Genomic DNA, 20,550 nt, shown 5'->3' on the forward strand with positions numbered 1-20,550 from the left:
GGGAGGACGGCGGGCAGAATGGCCTCCCGTGTCCGGCGCCAACGATCCGTACGACCCCAAGCAGGTCGCCGCCCTCTCACCCGAGGCCCTCGACGCCGCGGTCGACGCCGCCGCGAAGGCGTTCGCCGGTGCCGGGGACCTGGAGGCGCTGGCCGCCGTCCGGCCGGCGCACCTCGGTGACCGGGCGCCGGTGCTGCTGGCCCGCCGCGAGCTCGGCGCGCTGCCGCCCGCCGCCCGCGCCGACGCCGGCAAGCGGGTCAACGCCGCCCGCGTCGCCGTCACGACGGCGTACGAGGAGCGGCTGGCGGTGCTCGAGGCCGAGCGCGACGCCCGGGTGCTGGCCGAGGAGCGGGTCGACGTCACCCTGCCCTGGGACCGGGCGCCCCGCGGCGCCCGGCACCCGATCACCACCACGATGGAGCGCATCGCCGACGTCTTCGTCGGCATGGGCTACGAGGTCGCCGACGGCCCCGAGCTCGAGGCCGAGTGGCTGAACTTCGACGCGCTCAACATCGGCCGCGACCACCCGGCGCGCACGATGATGGACACCTTCTTCGTCGCGCCCGAGGACTCCGGGCTCGTGCTGCGCACGCACACCAGCCCGGTGCAGGCCCGCACCATGCTGGCGCGTCGGCCGCCGATCTACGTCGTCGCGCCCGGCCGGGTCTACCGCACCGACGAGCTCGACGCGACGCACACCCCGGTCTTCCACCAGGTCGAGGGCCTGGCCGTCGACCGCGGCCTGACCATGGCGCACCTGCGCGGCACGCTCGACCACCTCGCCCGGTCGCTGTTCGGCACCGACGCGGTCACCCGCTGGCGGCCGTCCTACTTCCCGTTCACCGAGCCGTCGGCGGAGTTCGACGTCTGGTTCCCCGAGCACCGGGACGGCCCGCGCTGGGTCGAGTGGGGCGGCTGCGGGATGGTCAACCCGCGGGTTCTCGTCGCCTGCGGCATCGACCCGGAGGAGTACTCGGGCTTCGCCTTCGGCATGGGCATCGAGCGCGCCCTGCAGTTCCGCTCGGGCGTGGGCGACATGCGCGACATCGTCGAGGGCGACATCCGGTTCACGAAGGCCTTCGGAGTGGAGCAGTGATGCGGGTCCCGATCGGCTGGCTGGCCGAGCACGTCGACATCCCCGCGGGGACGACGGTCGAGGACCTCGACACCGCCTTCGTCCGGCTGGGGCTCGAGGTCGAGGAGGTCCACCGGCCCGAGCAGGTCACCGGCCCGCTCGTGGTCGGGCGGGTGCTGGAGATCGAGGAGCTCACCGGCTTCAAGAAGCCGATCCGCTTCTGCCGGGTGGACGTGGGCGAGGCGGAGCCCCGGGGCATCGTCTGCGGCGCGCGCAACTTCGTCACCGGCGACGCCGTCGTCGTCGCGCTGCCGGGCGCCGTGCTGCCCGGCGGTTTCGAGATCGCCGCCCGGAAGACCTACGACCGGATCTCCGACGGGATGATCTGCTCGGTCCGCGAGCTCGGCATCGGCGAGGACCACGCCGGGATCCTGGTGCTCGGCGACAGCTCCGACGACGCGGCGCCGGCGCCGGGCACGCCCGCCGGCCCGGTGGTCGGTCTGGACGACGTCGTCATCGAGCTGGCCGTCACCCCCGACCGCGGCTACTGCCTGTCGATGCGGGGGCTGGCCCGCGAGATGGGCACCGGCCTGGCCGTCGACTGGCGCGACCCCGGCGCGGCCACCCCGCCGGCCTGGTCGGGGGAGCCGGCGTGGGAGGTGCGGGTCGACGACCCCGCCCGCTGCGACCGCTTCTCGATGATCGCGCTGGAGGGTCTCGACCCCGCGGCGCCCAGCCCGTGGTGGATGCGCCGCCGGCTGGCGCAGTCCGGCGTGCGGTCGATCTCGCTCGCCGTCGACGTCACCAACTACGTGATGCTCGAGCTGGGCCAGCCGATGCACGCCTTCGACCGCGGCGCCGTCCGCGGGCCGATCGTCGTGCGCCTCGCCCGCGAGGGCGAGAAGCTCACCACCCTCGACGGCGTGCAGCGGGTGCTGTCGGAGGACGACCTGCTCATCACCGACGACTCCGGCCCCATCGGGCTGGCCGCGGTCATGGGCGGCGGCTCGACCGAGATCGGCGACGGCACCACCGAGGTGCTGCTGGAGGCGGCGCACTGGGAGCCGACCGGGGTGGCGCGCACCGCCCGCCGGCACCGGCTGCCCAGCGAGGCGGCCAAGCGGTTCGAGCGCGGCGTCGACCCCGAGATGACCGTGGTGGCCCTCGCCCGCGCGGCCGAGCTGCTCGCCCGGTACGGCGGCGCCCGCGTGGTCGGCGCGCCGGTCGACGTCGACACCCGCGTCGCCCGCACGCCGATCCGGCTCGACCCGGAGCTGCCGTCCCGGGTGGCCGGCGTCGACTACGACCCGCGGCAGGTGGTCGAGCTGCTCGACGCCGTCGGCTGCCACATGACCGGCAGCCCCGACAGCGTGCTGCTCGACGTCGTCCCGCCGTCGTGGCGGCCCGACCTGACCGACCCGGCCGACCTGGCCGAGGAGGTCGTCCGGCTGGCCGGGTACGACGAGGTGCCCTCGGTGCTGCCGACCGCGCCGCCGGGGCGCGGGCTGACCGAGACCCAGCGCGGGCGGCGCGCCATCGGCCGGGCGCTGGCCGAGGCCGGCTACGTCGAGGCGCCGTCCTACCCGTTCGTCGGGACGGCGGTGCTCGACGCGCTCGGCCTGCCCGAGGACGACCCGCGCCGCGCGGTCGTGCTCGTGCGCAACCCGCTGTCGGAGGAGGAGCCGGCGCTGCGCACCACGCTGGTGCCCGGCCTGCTCGCCACGCTGGCCCGCAACCTGGCCCGCGGGCAGCGCGACCTGGCGCTGTTCGAGCACGGGGCGGTCTTCCCCGGCGGGGTGGGCACGCCGGCGCCGCTGCCGGGCGTCGACCGCCGTCCGGACGACGAGACGCTGGCCGGCCTGCTCGGCGCGGTCCCCGACCAGCCGTGGCACGTGGCCGTGGCGCTGGCCGGCAACCGCGAGCCCCGCGGCTGGTGGGGTCCGGGCCGCCCGGCGGTGTGGGCCGACGCCGTCGAGGCCGCCCGCCGCGTGGCGGCCGCGGCCGGCGCCGAGCTGACCGTGCAGGCGGGGGAGCGAGCCCCGTGGCACCCGGGCCGCTGCGCCGAGCTGCTGGTCGGCGACCGGGTCGTCGGGCACGCCGGCGAGCTGCACCCGCGGGTGTGCGCAGCGCTGGACCTGCCGCCGCGGACGTCGGTGATGGAGCTCGACGTCGACGCGTTGCCGCCGGCGCGGGTCGCGGTGGGCCCGTCGATCTCGGCCTTCCCGCCGGTGCTGCTCGACCTCGCGCTGGTGGTGGCCGACGACGTGCCGGCCGCCGACGTCGAGGCGGCGCTGCGGGCCGGGGCCGGGGAGCTGCTCGAGTCGCTGCGGCTGTTCGACGTCTACACCGGCGCACCGGTGCCGGCCGGGCGCAAGTCGCTGGCCTACGCGCTCACGCTGCGCGCGCCCGACCGCACCCTCACCAGCGAGGAGGCGACCGCGGTGCGCGACGCCGCCGCGGCCGCCGCCGCCGAGCGGACGGGCGCCGAGCTCCGTGCCTGAGCAGGTCGCGCTGATCACGGGCGCGTCGACGGGGATCGGCCGGCACCTGGCCGAGGGGCTGGCCGCGCGCGGCATGGCCGTGGCCGGGCTGGCGCGCGGCGCCGACCGGCTGCGCACCGCGATGGACGAGGTGGCGGCGGCGACCGGCGGCCGCACCCTCGCCGTCGCCGCCGACGTCACCGACCGCGCGGCGGTCGAGGCGGCGGTCGCGCGCGTGCTCGAGGAGTTCGGCCGGATCGACCTGCTGGTCAACAACGCCGGTCTGATGGACCCCGCCGAGGTGCCGGTCTGGCAGGCCGACCCCGACGAGTGGTGGGCCGTGGTGGAGAGCCACGTGCGCGGTGGGCTGCTGCCGGCCCGGGCCGTCGTCCCGGGCATGGTCGAGCGCGGCGCCGGCCGCGTGGTGGCCCTGGCCAGCGGGATGTCGACCCGCGGCGGGCGGCTGTACTCCGCCTACTCGGTGGGCAAGACCGGCCTGATGCGGCTCACCGAGGTGCTCGCCGCCGGGCTCGAGGGCACCGGCGTCCTCGCCTTCGACCTGGCCCCCGGCGTGGTCAGGACGGCGATGTCCACCTCCATGTCGCTGCACGAGGGCAAGACCGACTGGACCGACCCGGAGCGGGTGGTGCGGTTCGTCACGGCGATCGCCGCCGGGGAGCTGGACGCCTGGTCCGGCCGCTTCCTGCACGTCGGGTTCGACGACCTGGACGCGCTGCGGGCGCACGCCCCGGCCGACGCCGAGCGGCAGCTCCGACTGCGCCCCTACGGGGACGGCGACCCGCTCGGCTGATCCGCCGCGGCCCGTCGGCGCAGCGCCGGCACCCCGGTCGCGGCGGTCCGCAGCCGGCCGTCGCCGTACCGGACCCCGCCGCGGAGCACCCGCGCGCCCACCGCCAGCCAGGAGCAGAGGCCCCGTTCGAGCACCCAGACCGGCGCCCACAGCGGGGCGCTCGGCGGGTAGACGCGCCGGCCGCCCGCGCGGCGCCGGCCGACCTCGGCGACGGCGACGACGGCCAGCCCGGCGGCGCCGAGCGGCCGCCACCGGTGGCGGGACACCGACCGCACGACGAACGGCCACACCGCCAGCGCCCACGCCAGCCGCCAGGGCTGGGCCAGGTCGTCGTAGGCCTGGCGCACCCGCTGCGACCGGAACTGCGCCGTCGACGGCGGGCGGCGCTCCACGAACAGGTCGTTCGCCCGCCGCTCGCGGCCGCCGTGCGCGCGGATGGTCCGCACCATCTCGAGGTTCTCGAACAGCACGTCGCCGCGGTAGCCGCCCATCGCCACGAACGTCGAGCGTCGCAGGCCGTAGGTGCCCGGGTGGTCGGCGGCGACCGAGCGGTTGAGGAGGGTGCGGCCGGTGTCCCACCGCGCGTGCCAGGGCGCCGGCCGGAAGAAGTTCTGCGGGCGCACCACGTCGGCGCCGTCCAGCAGCGCGAGCACCCGCTCCAGCGCCGGGCGGTCGTAGCGGACGTCGTCGTCGGCGATGACCACGCGTTCGGCGCGTGCCGCCCGGACCCCGGTGACGACGCCGGCCACCTTGCCGTTGGCGCCGGGCCACGGCTCGGGCGGCAGGTGCCGCACCAGGCCCTCCCAGGCGCGGGCGTGGTCGGCGAAGCGCTCCGGCGGGGAGCCGTCGACCACGGTCACCGGCACCCACCGGCTGAGCTGCTCCAGGTAGGCGGTGAGCTCGTCGAGGTCGGCGTCGTCGGTCCAGCGCAGCGGCAGGACGTACTCGGCGTCGAGCACCGGCGCCTCAGACCGGTGCGCCGACGGGCAGGGCGGCGGGGGTGCGCAGCGAGCTGCGGCCCGAGGTCCAGGCGCGGAGCACGGAGTCGGCGAACCGGCGCTCGAGCTCGAGGGCGGCGCCCGCACCGAGGAGGACGTCGTCCAGGAGCTCCGGCTCGTCCTCCACCAGGGCGCCGGCGAGGTCGTGCGCGGCGAGCTGCTCGTGGACGGCGTCGGCCTCGACGTGCTCGTCGAAGAACCAGGTGGCGTCGGCGCCGAACCCCAGCCGGCGCAGGCCGTCGGCGTAGCGCCGGTTGGGCACGGTGGAGGTCATCTCGAAGGCCGCGAGGTGCCCCACGACGGCTCCGCGCAGCCGGCGGTGCAGCCCGAACAGCGACATCGCGTTGACCGTGGCCAGGGTGACCGCCGGCACCCGGTCGACGTACGCGCCCGGCCGGTCGTCGAGCGCCAGCTCGCGCATCGTCCGGGCGTAGAGGGTGGCGTGCACCCGCTCGGGCCGGCCCCCGCCGTACTCGTCGGCCTGCAGCTCGGCCAGCGCCGCCTTCGGCCGCCCGGAGAGCCGGGGGAGGGCCCACGTGTGGGGGTCGGCCTCCTTGAGCTCGTACACCGACCGGTGCACCAGGAACTCCCGGAGCTGCTCGACGGTGGCCCGGCGGGCCAGGAACGCCGACAGCGACGGGCCGTCGTCGGCGCCGGTCATCGTGAACAGGGCCGCGGCCACCGCCGGCGCGGCGGGCTCCGGGCGCGGCGGGAGGGGCACCGCGCGGCGCAGCGCCCGCTCGAACGCCGCCTCCAGCACGGCCCGCGCGGCGAGCAGGTCCGGCGACCACTCCCAGTCGGCGTCGACCTCCTCGTAGCCGCGGTAGTGCAGCTCGTAGAGCACGTGCAGGCAGAGCTGGAGGTCGTCGTCGGCCAGGACGCCGTCCTCGGGGAGCGCTGCCACCAGCTGCCGCGCGAGGGGCTCCAGGCCGGTCAGCGTGCCCGGGCGACCGGCCAGGCCGCGGCACAGCGCGGCGCTGACCGCTCCCCGCGGCGTCGGCACCGGCATGCGTCCTCCCTGGTCCGGGGTCCCGACAGTCTCAGCGGCGCCGCGGGAGCTGTCGAGACGGATCCGGCTCATCCCTTGCGGTAGACCGCCACGTAGGCCCTGCTGTGGTCGGTGAACGGGCCGCCGTCCCAGCCGGCCCAGCGGTGCTCGAGGCGCAGACCGGCCAGCCGGGCCATGAGGTCGAGCTCGGCCGGCCAGACGTAGCGGTGGTCGGCCGGCAGCAGCCGCACCCGCCCGCCGGTGAACGCGAGCTTGGTCGTCGTCATGCGCTGCTCCGCCGGGTGCAGCTCCGCCACGTCGATGACCACCCGCTCCTCGCCGACCTCGTGCACCCGGACCGCGCGGTTGTCGTGGAACGCGGCCAGGTCGGGCACCCAGTTCTCCACCACGAAGGCGCCGCCGGCCTGCAGGTGCGCCGCCGCGTTGGCGAAGGTCGCGACCTGGGCCTCCTGCGAGGGCAGGGCGTTGATCGTGTTGAAGGCCAGGACGACGACGGCGTAGCGCCGGCCCGTGGTGGCCGACGCGAAGTCGCCGATCTCCACGCGCAGGTCCGCGCCGCCGGGGCGCCGGCGCAACTGCTCGACCATCTCGGGGGAGCCGTCGATGCCGTCGACGGTCAGCCCGGTGGCCGCCAGCGGCAGGGCGATCCGCCCGGTGCCGATGCCGAGTTCGAGCACCGGGCCGCCGGCGGCGAGGTCGGCGATGCGGCGCACGGCGGCGTCGGGGGACAGGTCGGCGTAGAGGTCGTCGTACACGGCGGCGATGTGCGAGCCGTACGCGGAGGGGTCGAAGCCGTCGGCCATGCCCGCGGATACCCGGCGGCGGCGGTCCGCTACCCGGGGACTGGTGCCGGCCCGACCCCGGACCGGGGTGGTGGCCCCATCGCCCGGCGGGCCCGCGGGCCGGAGGGTGGGGGCATGCCGACCGCCGCCCCGCCCGCCCGTGCCCGCGACCGCCAGGTCCACGACTACACCGAGCTCGCGCGGCGGGTGCGGGAGGCCGGCCTGCTGCGCCGCCGGCCGTCGGCGTACGCGCTGCGCGCCGCCGTCCTGGCCGCCGGGTTCGCCGCGCTGGGGACCGCGGCGGTGCTCCTCGGCCCGTCCTGGTGGCAGCTGGCGGTGGCCGCGGCGCTGGGCGTCCTGCTCGCGCAGGTCGGCTACCTGGCCCACGACGCGGCGCACCAGCAGGTGTTCGCCTCGCCGCGGGCCAACCAGCGGGCCGCGCTGGTGCTGTCGAACCTGGTGCTGGGCCTGAGCGCCGGCTGGTGGCAGCGCAAGCACAGCCGGCACCACGCGAACCCGAACAAGCGGGGCGCCGACCCCGACATCGCGCCCGACGTCGTCGTCTTCACCCCGGAGGACGGCGCCGCGGCCCAGGCGGCCGGCGGCCGGCGGGCCTGGTTCGCCGCGCGCCAGGGCAGGATGCTGTTCCCGCTGCTGCTGCTCGAGGGGCTGGCGCTGCACCGCGGCGCCGTCCGGCACGTGCTGCGGGAGCGGCGCCCCGCCGAGGCGGCGCTGCTCGCCGTCCGGCTCGTGGGCTACCCGGTGCTGGTGCTGGCCGCGCTGCCCCTCGGCCTCGCGGTCGCGTTCCTCGCCGTCCAGCTCGCCGTCTTCGGGCTGCTGCTCGGCGGGACGTTCGTGGTCAACCACGTCGGCATGCCGGTCGTCCCGCCCGGCGCGCGGGTGGACTTCCTGCGCCGGCAGGTGCTGATGTCGCGCAACATCCGCGGCGGCCGGGGCGTCGACCTGCTGATGGGCGGGCTGAACCTGCAGGTCGAGCACCACCTCTTCCCGAGCATGCCGCGGCCGAACCTGCGGCGGGCGCAGCCGGTCGTGCGGGCCTTCTGCGACGAGAAGGGGGTGCCGTACACCGAGACCGGGCTGGTGGAGGCGTTCGGCCAGGTCGTGCGGTACCTGGACCGGGTGGGCACCGGGGCGCGCGACGCCGCGCAGTGCCCGCTGACCGCGGCGCTCCGGTCAGCGCGCTGAGCGCACGGCCGCGGCGGTGTGCTCGTCGGCGGGCAGGAACGCCTCGATGCTCACCTCGGCGGCGGTGAGGTCGACCGCCGTCCCGAACGTGGTGACGGTGGACAGGAACGACAGCTCGTCATCCCCGGCCCGGATCCGCAGGGGGACGGCGATGCCGTCCGGGGGGCGCGGGTCGAGGCCGCCGGGCAGCAGCGACAGCTCGCGGTGCAGCGCCGCCAGCGCCGGGTCGCCCGACAGGCGGGCCTCGCGGCCGAGCCGGTGCAGCACGTGCGCCCGCCACCGGGGGAGGTTGCGGATCCGCGGGGCCATGCCGTCGGGGTGCAGCGAGAGCCGGAGCACGTTGACCGGCGGCTCGAGCAGCCGGGGGTCGACGCCCGCGGTGAGCAGCGCGACGCCGGCGTTGCCGGCGACCAGGTGCCAGCCGCGGTCGACCACCACGGCGGGGAACGGGTCGTAGGCGGCCAGCACCGTGTCGAGCGCGGTGCGGACGGCGGCCATGTCGGGTGCGTCCAGTCCCCGGCGGCCGTAGACCGGGGCGTAGCCGGCCGCGACCAGCAGCTCGTTGCGGGCGCGCAGCGGCACCTCGAGCTGCTCGGCCAGGTGCAGCACCATCTCGCGGCTCGGCTGCGCCCGGCCGGTCTCGACGAACGACAGGTGTCGGGCCGACACCCCGGCCTCGCTGGACAGGTCGAGCTGGGAGAGCCGGCGGCGCCGGCGCCAGCTGCGCAGCAGGTGCCCCACCGGCGGCGACGTCGTGGTCATGGCGCCGACCGTAGGACGCCGCCGGCCGCCCGTCGCTTACCTCGGAGGTAATCGACGGGCTCCCGCCGGCGGGCCACGGTTCTCCGCAGCGCCGCCACCGGGGCGGCCGACCCGAGAGGACGGACCCGTGAGCGACTACACCACCCTCGCCGAGCGCTACATCGCCGCCTGGAACGAGACCGACGCCGACGCCCGCCGCCGCGCGGTGGCCGAGCTGTGGACCGCCGACGCCCGCTACGTCGACCCCCTGGTGGACGTGACCGGTCCCGACGGCATCGCCGCCACGATCGGCGCGGTGCAGGAGCGGTTCCCCGGCTTCGTCTTCCGGCTGGAGGGGCCGGTCGACGGGCACCACGACCAGTTGCGGTTCTCGTGGGAGCTGGGCCCCGCGGGGCAGCCGGCGCCGATCGCCGGTTCCGACGTCGCGGTGACCGACGGGAACGGCCGGCTGCGGACGGTGCTCGGCTTCCTCGACCGCGTCCCGGAGCACTGAGTTCGACCGTTATCCCCAACACGGCGACGATGAGGTGACCTGATCCGGGCGGCTCCTCCCTCGTGTTGCAGCACGGGGGAGGAGCCGTCACGGCGGGGGAGGACGGCGCCGGACCCCCGTCGATGAACGGGTATGCATGACTGTGTATGGTCATGCACATGACAGGGCGGACGTGGACAGTCGGGGTCACCGGCGCCACCGGGTACGCGGGCGGCGAGGTGTGCCGGCTGCTGGCCGGGCACCCGTACCTCCGCCTGGCCGGGGTGCACGCCAATTCCAGCGCCGGCCGACGCCTGGGGGAGCTGCAGCCCCACCTGCTGCCCTTCGCCGACCTCGAGGTGCGGCCCAGCGCCGCCGAGGACCTGGCCGGGTACGACGTCGTCGTCCTGGCGCTGCCGCACGGCGAGTCGGCCGCGATCGCCGCGCAGCTGCCCGACGACACCCTGGTGGTCGACTGCGGCGCCGACCACCGGCTGAACGACCCGGCGGCCTGGGCCCGGTGGTACGGCGGCGAGCACGCCGGCACCTGGCCGTACGGCCTGCCCGAACTGCCCGGCCGGCGCGAGCAGCTCAGGAACGCCCGGCGGATCGCCGTTCCCGGCTGCTACCCGACGTCGGTGACCCTGGCGATGGTCCCGGCGCTCGCCGCCGGCCTGGTCGAGCCCGACGTCGTCGTGGTCGCCGCCAGCGGCACCAGCGGCGCCGGCAAGTCGGCCAAGCCGCACCTGCTGGGCAGCGAGGTCATGGGCTCGGTCAGCGCCTACGGCGTCGGCGGGGTGCACCGGCACACGCCCGAGATGGTGCAGAACCTGGGCCAGGCCGCCGGCGGGCCGGTCACCGTGAGCTTCACCCCGACGCTGGTGCCGATGAGCCGGGGCATCCTCGCCACCTGCTCGGCGCCGCTGGCGCCGGGCACCGACGCCGAGGCCGCCCGCGCCGCCTACGCCAAGGCCTACGCCGACGAGCCGTTCGTGCACCTGCTACCGGAGGGCCAGTGGCCCACCACGGCGCAGGTGCTCGGCGCGAACACCGTCGCGCTGCAGGTCGCCGTCGACCCCGACGCCGGCCGGCTGGTCGTCGTCGCCGCCGTCGACAACCTCACCAAGGGCACCGGGGGAGCGGCGATCCAGTGCGCGAACCTGGCCCTCGGCCTGCCGGAGACCACCGGCCTGCCGGTCGTGGGGGTGGCGCCGTGACCCGCGAACACGACGCGCGAGTGAGCATCGCAGCGAGCTCTGCGAGCGAGGAGCGGAGCGAGTGCGGAGTGGAGCCGAAGTGACCGTCACCGCCCCGCAGGGGTTCCGCGCCGCCGGCGTCGCCGCCGGGCTGAAGTCCAGCGGCGACAGGGACGTCGCCCTGGTCGTCAACGACGGCCCGGACGACGCCGCGGCCGCCGTGTTCACCACCAACCGCTTCCCGGCCGCGCCGGTGCAGTGGAGCCGCCAGGTGCTCAGCGGCGGCCGGCTGCGCGCCGTCGTCCTCAACTCCGGCGGCGCCAACGCCTGCACCGGACCCGAGGGCTTCCAGGACACCCACGCCACCGCCGAGCACGTCGCCGCGGAGCTGGGGCTGGGCGCGATCGACGTCGCGGTGGCGAGCACCGGCCTGATCGGCGTCCGGCTGCCGATGGACAAGCTGCTGGCCGGCGTCACCGACGCGGCGGAGGCGCTCTCCGCCGACGGCGGGCCGGACGCCGCGCGGGCGATCATGACCACCGACACCGTGCCGAAGACGACGGTGCAGGAGCGCGAGGGCTGGACCGTCGGCGGCATGGCCAAGGGCGCCGGCATGCTCGCCCCGAGCCTGGCCACCATGCTCGTCGTCCTCACCACCGACGCGGTCGTGGATCCCGACGTCCTGCAGCGGGCGCTGAAGGCGGCCACGAGCGCGAGCGTCGAGCGGGTCGACTCCGACGGCTGCCTGTCCACCAACGACACCGTCGTCGCCATGGCCAGCGGCGCCGGCGGGGTGACGCCGTCGGAGGAGGAGCTCACCGCCGCCCTCACCGCCGCCGCCACCGACCTGGCCATGCAGCTGCTGGCCGACGCCGAGGGCTCGACCAAGGACATCGCGATCACCGTCCGCGGCGCGGCCAGCGTCCAGGACGCGCTCACCGCGGGGCGCGCCTGCGCCCGCAACAACCTGCTCAAGACGGCGCTGTTCGGCAACGACCCCAACTGGGGCCGGGTGCTCGCCGCGATCGGGACCACCGACGCCGCGTTCGAGGCCGACCGGGTGGACGTCACCATCAACGGCGTCACCGTCTGCCGCGGCGGCGCGATCGGCGACCCGCGCGAGGACGTCGACCTCACCGGCCGCGCGATCACCATCGACGTCGACCTGGACGCGGGTAGCGAGCAGGCGACGATCTGGACCAACGACCTGTCCCTCGCCTACGTGCACGAGAACTCGGCGTACTCCACATGACCGCTCAGGACCCCACCCCGCCCGACGTCCCCGTCGACGTCGCCCCGCCGAAGCCGCGGATCGGCACCACCCGCAAGATGCGCACGCACGACCCCGCGGGCGACGCGCTGAAGGTCGCCGTCCTCACCGGTGCGCTGCCGTGGCTCAAGGAGTTCCACGGCAACGTCGTCGTCGTGAAGTACGGGGGCCACGCCATGGTCGACGAGGAGTGCCGCCGCGCCTTCGCCGAGGACATGGTCTTCCTGCGGACCTGCGGCATCCACCCCGTCGTGGTGCACGGCGGCGGGCCGCAGATCACCGAGATGCTCACCCGGCTCGGCATCAGCAGCGAGTTCCGCGGCGGGCTGCGGGTCACCACCCCCGAGACGATCGACGTCGTCCGGATGGTGCTCACCGGCCAGGTCGGGCCCGACATCGTGGGCCTGATCAACCAGCACGGCTCGCTGGCCGTGCACCTGTCCGGCGAGGACGGCGGGCTGTTCACCGCCGAGCGCACCGCGGCGGTCGTCGACGGCGAGCCGGTCGACATCGGCCTGGTCGGCGACGTCGTCGCGGTCGACCCGACGCCGATCACCGCGCTGCTCGAGGCCGGGCACATCCCGGTCGTGGCCAGCGTCGCGCCGGACCGGGACGGCGTCGTGCACAACGTCAACGCCGACACCGCGGCCGCCGCGGTGGCCGTGGCGCTGGGCGCGGTGAAGCTCGTCGTCCTGACCGACGTCGAGGGGCTCTACGCCGACTGGCCCGACCGCGACTCGCTGGTGCAGCAGGTCGACGCCGCCGAGCTGGCCGAGATCCTGCCCGACCTCGACGCCGGGATGATCCCGAAGATGGCCGCCTGCCTGCGGGCGGTGGAGGGCGGGGTGAACCGCGCGACCGTCGTCGACGGCCGCATGCCGCACGCCCTGCTGCTGGAGATGTTCACGACCGAGGGCACCGGGACGATGGTCGTCCCCGCCGGGAAGGAGGGTGGTCGGTGACGCACACGGAGGAGCTGGCCACCCGCTGGTCGGCCGTGATGATGAGCAACTACAAGACCCCGCCGGTCGCGCTCGCCCGCGGCGCCGGGGCGACGGTCTGGGACGTCGACGGCCGCGAGTACACCGACCTGCTCGGCGGCATCGCGACGACGATCCTCGGCCACGCGCACCCGAAGGTCGTCGAGGCGATCACCCGGCAGGCGGCGACGCTCGGGCACGTCTCCAACCTGGCGATGCACGAGCCGGGCGTGGCGCTGGCCGAGCGGCTGCTCGAGCTGGCCGGCCGGCCCGGGCGGGTCTTCTTCTGCAACTCCGGCGCCGAGGCCAACGAGGCCGCCTTCAAGCTCAGCCGGCTCACCGGGAAGCCCGAGGTGGTCACCGCCGAGGGCGCCTTCCACGGCCGCACGATGGGCGCGCTGGCGCTCACCGGGCAGCCGTCCAAGGCGGCCGCCTTCGCCCCGCTGCCCGGCGGGGTGCGGTACGTGCCCTACGGCGACGCCGAGGCGCTGGCGGCCACCGTCTCCCGGCAGACGGCGATGGTGCTGCTCGAGCCGGTGCTCGGCGAGGGCGGCGTCGTCCCGGCCCCGGCCGGCTACCTGGTAGCCGCGGCGGCGGCCGCGTCGGCGGCGGGTGCGCTGTTCGCCGTCGACGAGGTGCAGACCGGCACCGGCCGCACCGGCCACTGGTTCGCCCACCAGGCCGACGGCCTGCAGCCCGACGTCATCACCCTGGCCAAGTCGCTGGGCGGCGGGCTGCCGCTGGGCGCGATGCTCGCCTTCGGCGAGGCGGCCGACCTGCTCACCGCCGGCTCGCACGGCTCCACGTTCGGCGGCAACCCGATCGCCGCCGCCGCGGCCCTGGCCGTGCTCGACACCATCCGCGACGAGGGCCTGCTCGAGCGGGCCAAGGAGCTCGAGCACCGGTTCACCGCCGGCATCGAGGGCCTCGGCCACGCCGGCGTCGGCGGGGTGCGGGGGAGGGGCGCGCTGCTCGGCGTCGTCCTGACCGCCGACGTCGCCGCCGCGCTCGAGACCGAGATGCGGGCGGCCGGCTTCCTCGCCAACGCCGTCGCGCCGGGGGTGCTGCGCCTGGCGCCGTCCCTGGTGCTCACCGACCAGCAGGTCGACGCGTTCGTCGCCGCCCTGCCGGCCGCCCTCGACACGGCCCTGGAGGCCGCACGGTGACCCGGCACTTCCTCAAGGACGACGACCTGACCCCGGCCGAGCAGGCCGAGGTGCTGGCGCTGGCCGCCGAGCTGAAGCGCACCCGGCACACCGCGGGGGCGCCCACCCCGCTGGCCGCACCGAACGGCGTGCCCCGCGCCGTCGCCGTCCTGTTCGACAAGCCCTCCACCCGCACCCGGGTGTCCTTCTCGGTCGGCGTCGCCGAGCTCGGCGGCTACCCGCTGGTGATCGACGCCGGCACCAGCCAGCTCGGCCGCGGCGAGCCGGTGGAGGACACCACCCGCGTGCTCGACCGGCAGGTCGCCGCGATCGTGTGGCGCACCTTCGGCCAGGACCGGCTCGAGGCCATGGCCGCGGTCAGCCGAGTGCCCGTGGTCAACGCGCTCACCGACCTCTACCACCCGTGCCAGGTCCTGGCCGACCTGCAGACGGTCGTGGAGCGCAAGGGCAGCCTGGCCGGCCGGTCGCTGACCTACCTCGGCGACGGCGCCAACAACATGGCGCACTCCTACCTGCTGGGCGGCGCGACGGCCGGCATGCACGTGCGGATCGGCTCGCCCGAGGAGTTCCAGCCCGACCCCGCCGTCCTCAAGCGGGCGGCCGAGATCGCCGCCGAGACCGGCGGCTCGGTGCAGTGGACCGTCGACCCGGCGGCCGCGGTCGACGGCGCCGACGTCGTCGCCACCGACACGTGGGTGTCGATGGGGCAGGAGGACGAGTACGACGCGCGGGTCGCGCCGTTCCTGCCGTACGCGCTCGACGAGGCGGCGCTGGACCGGGCGGCGGACGACGCCGTCGTGCTGCACTGCCTGCCCGCCTACCGCGGCAAGGAGATCGCCGCCGCGGTGGTCGACGGGCCGCAGAGCGCGGTGTGGGACGAGGCCGAGAACCGGCTGCACGCGCAGAAGGCGCTGCTCGCCTGGCTGCTGTCCCGATGACGTCGGCCCTCACGCGCAGCGCGCGGCAGGCCCGCATCCGCGAGCTGATCGAGGCACAGCCGGTCACCTCGCAGACGCAGCTGGCCGCCCTGCTCGCCGAGGGCGGCATCGAGGTCACCCAGGCCACGCTCTCGCGCGACCTGGAGGAGCTGGGCGCGGTCAAGCTGCGCGGCTCGGACGGCGCCCCGGCGTCCTACGTGCTGCCCCCGGAGAACGCCCCGCTCCGCCCGGCGCAGACCGCGCCCGCCCGCCTCACCCGGCTGCTGGCCGACCTGCTGACCAGCGCCGAGGGCAGCGCCAACCTGGCGGTGCTGCGCACGCCCCCGGGCGCCGCGCAGTTCCTCGCCTCCGCCTTGGACAAGGTCGGCCTGCCCGACGTCCTCGGCACCATCGCCGGCGACGACACCGTGCTGGTGATCTCCCGGCAGCCCGACGGCGGTCCCGCCCTGGCCGACCGGCTGCGCGCGCTCGCCGAGCGGACGCCGGCCGTCTACCCCGAGCTCAAGAACGACCTGGAAGAGAGCACACCGTGACAGACCGTGTGGTCCTGGCCTACTCCGGTGGCCTGGACACCTCCGTGGCCATCGGCTGGATCGCCGAGGAGACCGGCGCCGAGGTGATCGCCGTCGCCGGCGACGTCGGCCAGGGCGGCGAGGACATGGAGGTGATCCGGCAGCGCGCCCTGGACTGCGGGGCGGTCGAGTCGATCGTCGCGGACGTGCGGGACGAGTTCGCCGACGAGTTCTGCCTGCCGGCGCTGCAGGCCGACGCCCTCTACATGGACCGCTACCCGCTGGTCTCGGCGCTGTCCCGGCCGCTGATCGCCAAGCACCTCGTCGCCGCCGCGAAGCACCACGGCGCCTCGACGGTCGCCCACGGCTGCACCGGCAAGGGCAACGACCAGGTGCGCTTCGAGGTCGGCATCGGCGCGCTCGCCCCCGACCTGCGGGTGCTGGCGCCGGTCCGCGACTCCGGCATGACCCGCGACAAGGCGATCGTCTTCGCCGAGGAGCGCGGGCTGCCGATCGCCACCACCAAGAAGTCGCCCTACTCGATCGACCAGAACGTGTGGGGCCGCGCCGTCGAGACCGGGTTCCTCGAGGACATCTGGAACGGGCCGGTCGAGGACGTCTACGAGTACACCCAGGACCCGGCCGTGCCGCGGGACGCCGACGAGGTGACGATCGGCTTCACCGCCGGCGTCCCGACCTCGATCGACGGCCGCCCGGTCACCGTGCTGCAGGCGATCGAGGAGCTCAACCGCCGCGCCGGCGCCCAGGGCGTCGGCCGGCTGGACATGGTCGAGGACCGCCTGGTCGGCATCAAGAGCCGCGAGGTCTACGAGGCGCCCGGCGCGATCGCGCTGATCACCGCCCACCAGGAGCTGGAGAACGTCACCGTCGAGCGCGACCTGGCCCGGTTCAAGCGGACCGTGGGCCAGCGCTGGGCCGAGCTGGTCTACGACGGCCTGTGGTTCTCCCCGCTCAAGCGGGCGCTGGACGCCTTCATCGCCGAGTCCCAGCAGCACGTCACCGGCGAGATCCGGATGACCCTGCACGGCGGCCGGGCCACGGTGACCGGACGGCGCAGCGACCGGTCGCTCTACGACTTCTCGCTGGCCACCTACGACACCGGCGACACCTTCGACCAGGGCCTGGCCAAGGGCTTCGTGCAGCTGTGGGGGATGCCGTCGAAGCTGGCGGCCGCCCGGGACCAGCGGGTGGGCGCATGACCGCGGAGACGTCGCAGACCCGGCTGTGGGGCGGCCGCTTCGGCGGCGGCCCGTCGCCGGCGATGGCCGCGCTGTCCAAGTCGACCCACTTCGACTGGAAGCTCGCGCCCTACGACCTGGCCGGCTCCCGCGCGCACGCCCGGGTGCTGCACCGGGCCGGGCTGCTCACCGACGACGAGCTGGCGCAGATGCTCGGCGCGCTGCACGAGCTCTCCGCCGAGGTCGCCGCCGGCACCTTCACCGCCGTCGAGTCCGACGAGGACGTGCACGAGGCCCTCGAGCGGGGCCTGACCGAGAAGCTCGGCACCCTCGGCGGCAAGCTGCGCGCCGGCCGCAGCCGCAACGACCAGATCGCCACCGACCTGAGGCTGTACCTGCGCCACACGGTGCGGGCGCTGGTCGGCGAGCTCGCGTCGCTGGAGTACGCGCTGATCGGCCTGGCCCGGCGCTACGAGGACGTCCCGGCACCGGGCATGACGCACCTGCAGCACGCCCAGCCGGTGCTCATCGCCCACCAGCTGCTGGCGCACGCGCACGCCTTCGCCCGCGACGTCGACCGGCTGCGCGACTGGGACCGCCGCGCCGCGGTGAGCCCCTATGGCTCCGGCGCGCTGGCCGGGTCGTCGCTGCCCCTGGACCCCGACGCGGTCGCCGCCGAGCTCGGCTTCGACCGCGCCTCGGACAACTCCATCGACGGGGTCAGCGACCGCGACTTCGCCGCGGAGTTCTGCTTCGCGGCCGCGCTGATCGGCGTCCACCTGTCCCGGCTGGGGGAGGAGGTCGTGCTCTGGACGTCGACGGAGTTCGGCTGGGCCCGCCTCGACGACGCCTGGGCCACCGGGTCGTCGATCATGCCGCAGAAGAAGAACCCCGACATCGCCGAGCTGGCCCGCGGCAAGTCCGGCCGCTTCGTCGGCAACCTGACCAGCCTGCTCACCGTGCTCAAGGGCCTGCCCCTGGCCTACGACCGCGACCTGCAGGAGGACAAGGAGCCGGTCTTCGACTCCATGGAGCAGCTGCTCCTCCTGCTGCCCGCGGTGACCGGGATGGTCGCCACGCTCACCCTCCGCCCGGAGGTGCTCGAGGCGGCCGCGCCGCAGGGCTTCGCCCTCGCGACCGACGTCGCCGAGTGGCTGGTCCGGCAGGGCGTGCCGTTCCGCTCGGCGCACGAGATCAGCGGGGAGATGGTCGCCTTCTGCGAGCAGGCCGGCCTCGAGCTCGACCAGCTCGACGACGACCAGCTCGCCGGCATCGACGAGCGGCTCACCCCCGACGTGCGGTCGGTGCTGTCGGTGCCGGGAGCCCTGGCGGCCCGCAAGGCCCGCGGCGGGACGGCGCCGGAGCGGGTGGCCGGCCAGATCACGGCGCTCGAGGCGCAGGCCACCGAGCACGCCGACTGGTCGACGTCCTCGCCCGTGGCGGCCGCGCTCTGACCGGTCCGGGGCCGCTGCTCACCGCGGCCGAGCTGGAGGGACGGCCCGAGGAGGTCGCCCCGGCGCTGCTCGGCTGCTGGCTGGTGACCGACCGGCCCGACGGCGTCGTCGGCGTCCGGCTGACCGAGGTCGAGGCGTACTCCGGCCAGGGCGAGGACCCCGCCGCGCACTCGCACCGCGGGCCCACGCCGCGGGCCGAGATCATGTTCGGCCCGCCGGGGAAGCTGTACGTGTACTTCAGCTACGGCGTGCACTGGTGCGCCAACGTCGTCGTGGCCCCACCCGGGATCGGGTCGGCGGTGCTGCTGCGGGCCGGGGACGTCGTGGTGGGGGAGTCGCTGGCACGGGTACGCCGCCCGGCGGCCCGCACGGCGCGCGACCTGGCGCGCGGGCCGGCCCGGTTGACGCAGGCGCTGGGGATCGGGCCGGACGACAGGGCGGCCGACCTGCTGTCGCCGTCGTCGTCCGTGCGCCTGCACCGCGGCGAGCCGCCGGCGGAGGTCTCGGTCGGCCCGCGGGTGGGCATCAGCGTGGCCACCGACCTGCCGTGGCGGTTCTGGGAGACCGGCGCGCCGTCGGTGAGCGCCTTCCGGGCGGGTGGCGGGCGCCGTCGGCGGCGCAGCGGGCAGGATGGTGCTCCGTGAGCGACGTGATCGACGAGCTGCACCGGCGGGGGCTCATCGCCCAGAGCACCGACGAGGACGAGCTCCGTGCCCACCTCAAGGCGGACCGGCCGGTCAAGTACTACTGCGGATTCGACCCCACGGCGCCGAGCCTGCACGTCGGGCACCTCCTGCAGTTCATGCTGCTGCGCGCCCTGCAGCGCGACGGCCACCAGCCGGTGGTGCTGGTGGGTGGCGCGACCGGCCTGATCGGGGACCCCCGGCCCACGGCCGAGCGGCAGCTCAACGACCCCTCGGTGGTCGAGACCTGGGTGTCGCGCATCCGTGAGCAGGTCGCGCCCTTCCTCGAGGAGCCGGCGCGGGAGCACGGGCTGCTCGAGCCGATCTACGTCGACAACCTCAGCTGGACGTCGCAGCTGTCGGCGATCGGCCTGCTCCGCGACCTCGGGAAGCACTTCCGGGTGAGCCGGATGCTGGCCAAGGAGGCGGTGTCGGCCCGGCTCAACTCCGAGGCCGGCATCAGCTACACGGAGTTCAGCTACCAGATCCTGCAGGCCAACGACTACTGGGAGCTGTACAAGACCCGTGGCGTCACGCTGCAGAGCGGCGGCTCCGACCAGTGGGGCAACCTGACGGCCGGCATCGACCTCATCCGCCGGACGGAGGGCGCGTCGGTCCACGCCCTGTCGACCCCGCTGGTCACCAAGTCCGACGGCACGAAGTTCGGCAAGAGCGAAGGCGGCAGCATCTGGCTGGACCCGGTGCTGACGAGTCCGTACGCGTTCTTCCAGTTCTGGCTCAACGCCGACGACGCCGACGCCCGGGCGTGGCTGCCCATGTTCTCCGAGCGGCCGGCCGAGGAGGTCGAGGCGCTGATCGCGGAGTCCCACGAGCGGCCCGCGGCCCGCGCGCCGCAGCGGGCGCTGGCCGAGGAGCTGACCCTGCTGGTGCACGGGCCCGACGAGCTCCGCCAGGCGGAGGCCGCCGGCCGGGCGCTGTTCGGACGGGACGACCTGGCGACCCTCGGCCCGGACACGCTCGGTGCCGCTCTGCGGGAGGCCGGCTACGTGACGGTCGAGGGGGAGACGCCCACCATCGCGCACCTCTTCCAGCTCGCCGGCCTGGTCGGCAGCCTGTCGGAGGCCCGGCGCACGGTGAAGGAGGGGGGCGCCTACCTGAACAACGAGCGCGTCACCGACGCCGACGCCGTGCCCGCCGAGTCGGACTGGCTGGCCGGTGGCTGGCTGGTGCTGCGGAGGGGCAAGCGGTCGGTCGCGGGGGTGGAGCGGCGGGTCGGCTGACGGCCGTCCAGCACGTGTCGGACGGGTGTTCCGCGTGTTACGGAACGGTGTCGGGCGTCACCGCCCACCTCGTTTGACACCGCCTGCGGGGGCACGTAACTTTCTTGGTGCGCCGCGCGGGCCGGGAGGCCAGCCGGGGAGCCCCTGGAGGGGGCCCACCGGTCGCGGTGTAGGGTAGGACCTCCGCCAACGACGACGCCCGGAAGGGCTGGTTTGTTGCGCGTCCGCTCCTTGAGAACTCAACAGCGTGCCGAAAGTCAGTGCCAAGTAACAAACCCCCGATGCCCGGGTTCTCGGATCCGGGTGGGGATTCCTT

19 protein-coding genes are annotated in these 20,550 nt (G+C 75.5%); 15 read left to right on the plus strand and 4 right to left on the minus strand.

Annotated features, from left to right (window positions below):
- Nucleotides 1-28: 28 nt before the first annotated feature.
- From pheS to ACI8AF_RS11015, 3 genes are read left to right on the plus strand one after another with little or no spacing between them, the layout of a single operon-like run.
- Nucleotides 29-1,096, plus strand: a complete 1,068-nt coding sequence (pheS, locus tag ACI8AF_RS11005) for a phenylalanine--tRNA ligase subunit alpha (protein WP_456539739.1) — start codon at nt 29-31, stop codon at nt 1,094-1,096.
- Entirely contained in the window at nt 1,096-3,576 is a 2,481-nt protein-coding gene (pheT, locus tag ACI8AF_RS11010) for a phenylalanine--tRNA ligase subunit beta (RefSeq protein WP_456539740.1), read from the plus strand. The genes pheS and pheT overlap by 1 nt, the downstream gene beginning before the upstream one ends.
- The gene (locus tag ACI8AF_RS11015; RefSeq protein WP_456539741.1) at nt 3,569-4,366 is read left to right on the plus strand and encodes an SDR family NAD(P)-dependent oxidoreductase; all 798 of its coding nucleotides are present in this window, start codon (nt 3,569-3,571) and stop codon (nt 4,364-4,366) included. The genes pheT and ACI8AF_RS11015 overlap by 8 nt, the downstream gene beginning before the upstream one ends.
- Here the strand turns inward: ACI8AF_RS11015 and ACI8AF_RS11020 are convergent.
- The 3 genes from ACI8AF_RS11020 to ACI8AF_RS11030 all read right to left on the minus strand — a co-directional run bounded on the left by ACI8AF_RS11020 (nt 4,339) and on the right by ACI8AF_RS11030 (nt 7,176).
- Complete coding sequence (locus ACI8AF_RS11020; RefSeq protein ID WP_456539742.1) at nt 4,339-5,325, minus strand: glycosyltransferase; 987 nt, start codon at nt 5,323-5,325, stop codon at nt 4,339-4,341. The genes ACI8AF_RS11015 and ACI8AF_RS11020 overlap by 28 nt on opposite strands.
- A 7-nt stretch (nt 5,326-5,332) precedes the next feature.
- Nucleotides 5,333-6,373, minus strand: a complete 1,041-nt coding sequence (locus ACI8AF_RS11025) for an iron-containing redox enzyme family protein (RefSeq protein ID WP_456539743.1) — start codon at nt 6,371-6,373, stop codon at nt 5,333-5,335.
- Between the two features lie 68 nt (nt 6,374-6,441).
- Nucleotides 6,442-7,176 carry a class I SAM-dependent DNA methyltransferase gene (locus tag ACI8AF_RS11030; protein ID WP_456539744.1) on the minus strand — a complete coding sequence of 245 codons (735 nt, stop codon included), beginning with the start codon at nt 7,174-7,176 and terminating at the stop codon, nt 6,442-6,444.
- 114 nt (nt 7,177-7,290) lie between these two features.
- On the opposite strand from ACI8AF_RS11030, the gene ACI8AF_RS11035 reads away from it, so the two are divergent.
- Nucleotides 7,291-8,361, plus strand: coding sequence for a fatty acid desaturase family protein (locus ACI8AF_RS11035; protein WP_456539745.1), 1,071 nt, complete (start codon nt 7,291-7,293; stop codon nt 8,359-8,361).
- On the opposite strand, the gene ACI8AF_RS11040 is transcribed toward ACI8AF_RS11035, so the two are convergent.
- A complete protein-coding gene (locus tag ACI8AF_RS11040; RefSeq protein ID WP_456539746.1) occupies nt 8,350-9,123 on the minus strand; it encodes an MmyB family transcriptional regulator in 774 nt (257 codons plus the stop codon). The genes ACI8AF_RS11035 and ACI8AF_RS11040 overlap by 12 nt on opposite strands.
- 127 nt (nt 9,124-9,250) lie before the next feature.
- Here ACI8AF_RS11040 and ACI8AF_RS11045 point away from each other — a divergent pair, with 127 nt between their 5' ends.
- From ACI8AF_RS11045 to tyrS, 11 genes are all read left to right on the plus strand, one after another.
- Complete coding sequence (locus ACI8AF_RS11045; RefSeq protein WP_456539747.1) at nt 9,251-9,616, plus strand: nuclear transport factor 2 family protein; 366 nt, start codon at nt 9,251-9,253, stop codon at nt 9,614-9,616.
- Nucleotides 9,617-9,774: 158 nt separating this feature from the next.
- Nucleotides 9,775-10,812, plus strand: a complete 1,038-nt coding sequence (gene argC / locus ACI8AF_RS11050; protein ID WP_456539748.1) for an N-acetyl-gamma-glutamyl-phosphate reductase — start codon at nt 9,775-9,777, stop codon at nt 10,810-10,812.
- A 79-nt stretch (nt 10,813-10,891) separates the two neighbouring features.
- Complete coding sequence (argJ, locus tag ACI8AF_RS11055; protein ID WP_456539749.1) at nt 10,892-12,043, plus strand: bifunctional glutamate N-acetyltransferase/amino-acid acetyltransferase ArgJ; 1,152 nt, start codon at nt 10,892-10,894, stop codon at nt 12,041-12,043.
- On the plus strand, nt 12,040-13,023 hold the full coding sequence (argB, locus tag ACI8AF_RS11060; protein ID WP_456539750.1) for an acetylglutamate kinase: 984 nt from the start codon (nt 12,040-12,042) through the stop codon (nt 13,021-13,023). Before argJ ends, argB begins: the two co-directional genes overlap by 4 nt.
- Complete coding sequence (locus tag ACI8AF_RS11065; protein ID WP_456539751.1) at nt 13,020-14,207, plus strand: acetylornithine transaminase; 1,188 nt, start codon at nt 13,020-13,022, stop codon at nt 14,205-14,207. The genes argB and ACI8AF_RS11065 overlap by 4 nt, the downstream gene beginning before the upstream one ends.
- A complete protein-coding gene (gene argF / locus ACI8AF_RS11070; RefSeq protein ID WP_456539752.1) occupies nt 14,204-15,145 on the plus strand; it encodes an ornithine carbamoyltransferase in 942 nt (313 codons plus the stop codon). Before ACI8AF_RS11065 ends, argF begins: the two co-directional genes overlap by 4 nt.
- Nucleotides 15,142-15,678, plus strand: coding sequence for an arginine repressor (locus ACI8AF_RS11075; protein ID WP_456539753.1), 537 nt, complete (start codon nt 15,142-15,144; stop codon nt 15,676-15,678). Before argF ends, ACI8AF_RS11075 begins: the two co-directional genes overlap by 4 nt.
- The gene (locus ACI8AF_RS11080; protein ID WP_456539754.1) at nt 15,675-16,877 is read left to right on the plus strand and encodes an argininosuccinate synthase; all 1,203 of its coding nucleotides are present in this window, start codon (nt 15,675-15,677) and stop codon (nt 16,875-16,877) included. The genes ACI8AF_RS11075 and ACI8AF_RS11080 overlap by 4 nt, the downstream gene beginning before the upstream one ends.
- Nucleotides 16,874-18,310 carry an argininosuccinate lyase gene (argH, locus tag ACI8AF_RS11085; protein ID WP_456539755.1) on the plus strand — a complete coding sequence of 479 codons (1,437 nt, stop codon included), beginning with the start codon at nt 16,874-16,876 and terminating at the stop codon, nt 18,308-18,310. Before ACI8AF_RS11080 ends, argH begins: the two co-directional genes overlap by 4 nt.
- A gap of 14 nt (nt 18,311-18,324) precedes the next feature.
- Nucleotides 18,325-18,954, plus strand: a complete 630-nt coding sequence (locus ACI8AF_RS11090; protein WP_456539760.1) for a DNA-3-methyladenine glycosylase — start codon at nt 18,325-18,327, stop codon at nt 18,952-18,954.
- On the plus strand, nt 18,951-20,234 hold the full coding sequence (gene tyrS / locus ACI8AF_RS11095) for a tyrosine--tRNA ligase (RefSeq protein ID WP_456539756.1): 1,284 nt from the start codon (nt 18,951-18,953) through the stop codon (nt 20,232-20,234). The genes ACI8AF_RS11090 and tyrS overlap by 4 nt, the downstream gene beginning before the upstream one ends.
- Nucleotides 20,235-20,550: the final 316 nt, after the last annotated feature.

This window comes from Blastococcus sp. SYSU D00669, from assembly GCF_054050715.1.

Excerpts from the sequence above, each read along its gene's own strand:
- ACI8AF_RS11075 (WP_456539753.1), top strand. The coding sequence starts at position 15,142 with ATGACGTCGGCCCTCACGCGCAGCGCGCGGCAGGCCCGCATCCGCGAG.
- pheT (WP_456539740.1), top strand. The coding sequence starts at position 1,096 with ATGCGGGTCCCGATCGGCTGGCTGGCCGAGCACGTCGACATCCCCGCG.
- argC (WP_456539748.1), top strand. The coding sequence starts at position 9,775 with ATGACAGGGCGGACGTGGACAGTCGGGGTCACCGGCGCCACCGGGTAC.
- ACI8AF_RS11025 (WP_456539743.1), bottom strand. The coding sequence starts at position 6,373 with ATGCCGGTGCCGACGCCGCGGGGAGCGGTCAGCGCCGCGCTGTGCCGC.
- argB (WP_456539750.1), top strand. The coding sequence starts at position 12,040 with ATGACCGCTCAGGACCCCACCCCGCCCGACGTCCCCGTCGACGTCGCC.
- ACI8AF_RS11030 (WP_456539744.1), bottom strand. The coding sequence starts at position 7,176 with ATGGCCGACGGCTTCGACCCCTCCGCGTACGGCTCGCACATCGCCGCC.
- ACI8AF_RS11040 (WP_456539746.1), bottom strand. The coding sequence starts at position 9,123 with ATGACCACGACGTCGCCGCCGGTGGGGCACCTGCTGCGCAGCTGGCGC.
- ACI8AF_RS11035 (WP_456539745.1), top strand. The coding sequence starts at position 7,291 with ATGCCGACCGCCGCCCCGCCCGCCCGTGCCCGCGACCGCCAGGTCCAC.
- argH (WP_456539755.1), top strand. The coding sequence starts at position 16,874 with ATGACCGCGGAGACGTCGCAGACCCGGCTGTGGGGCGGCCGCTTCGGC.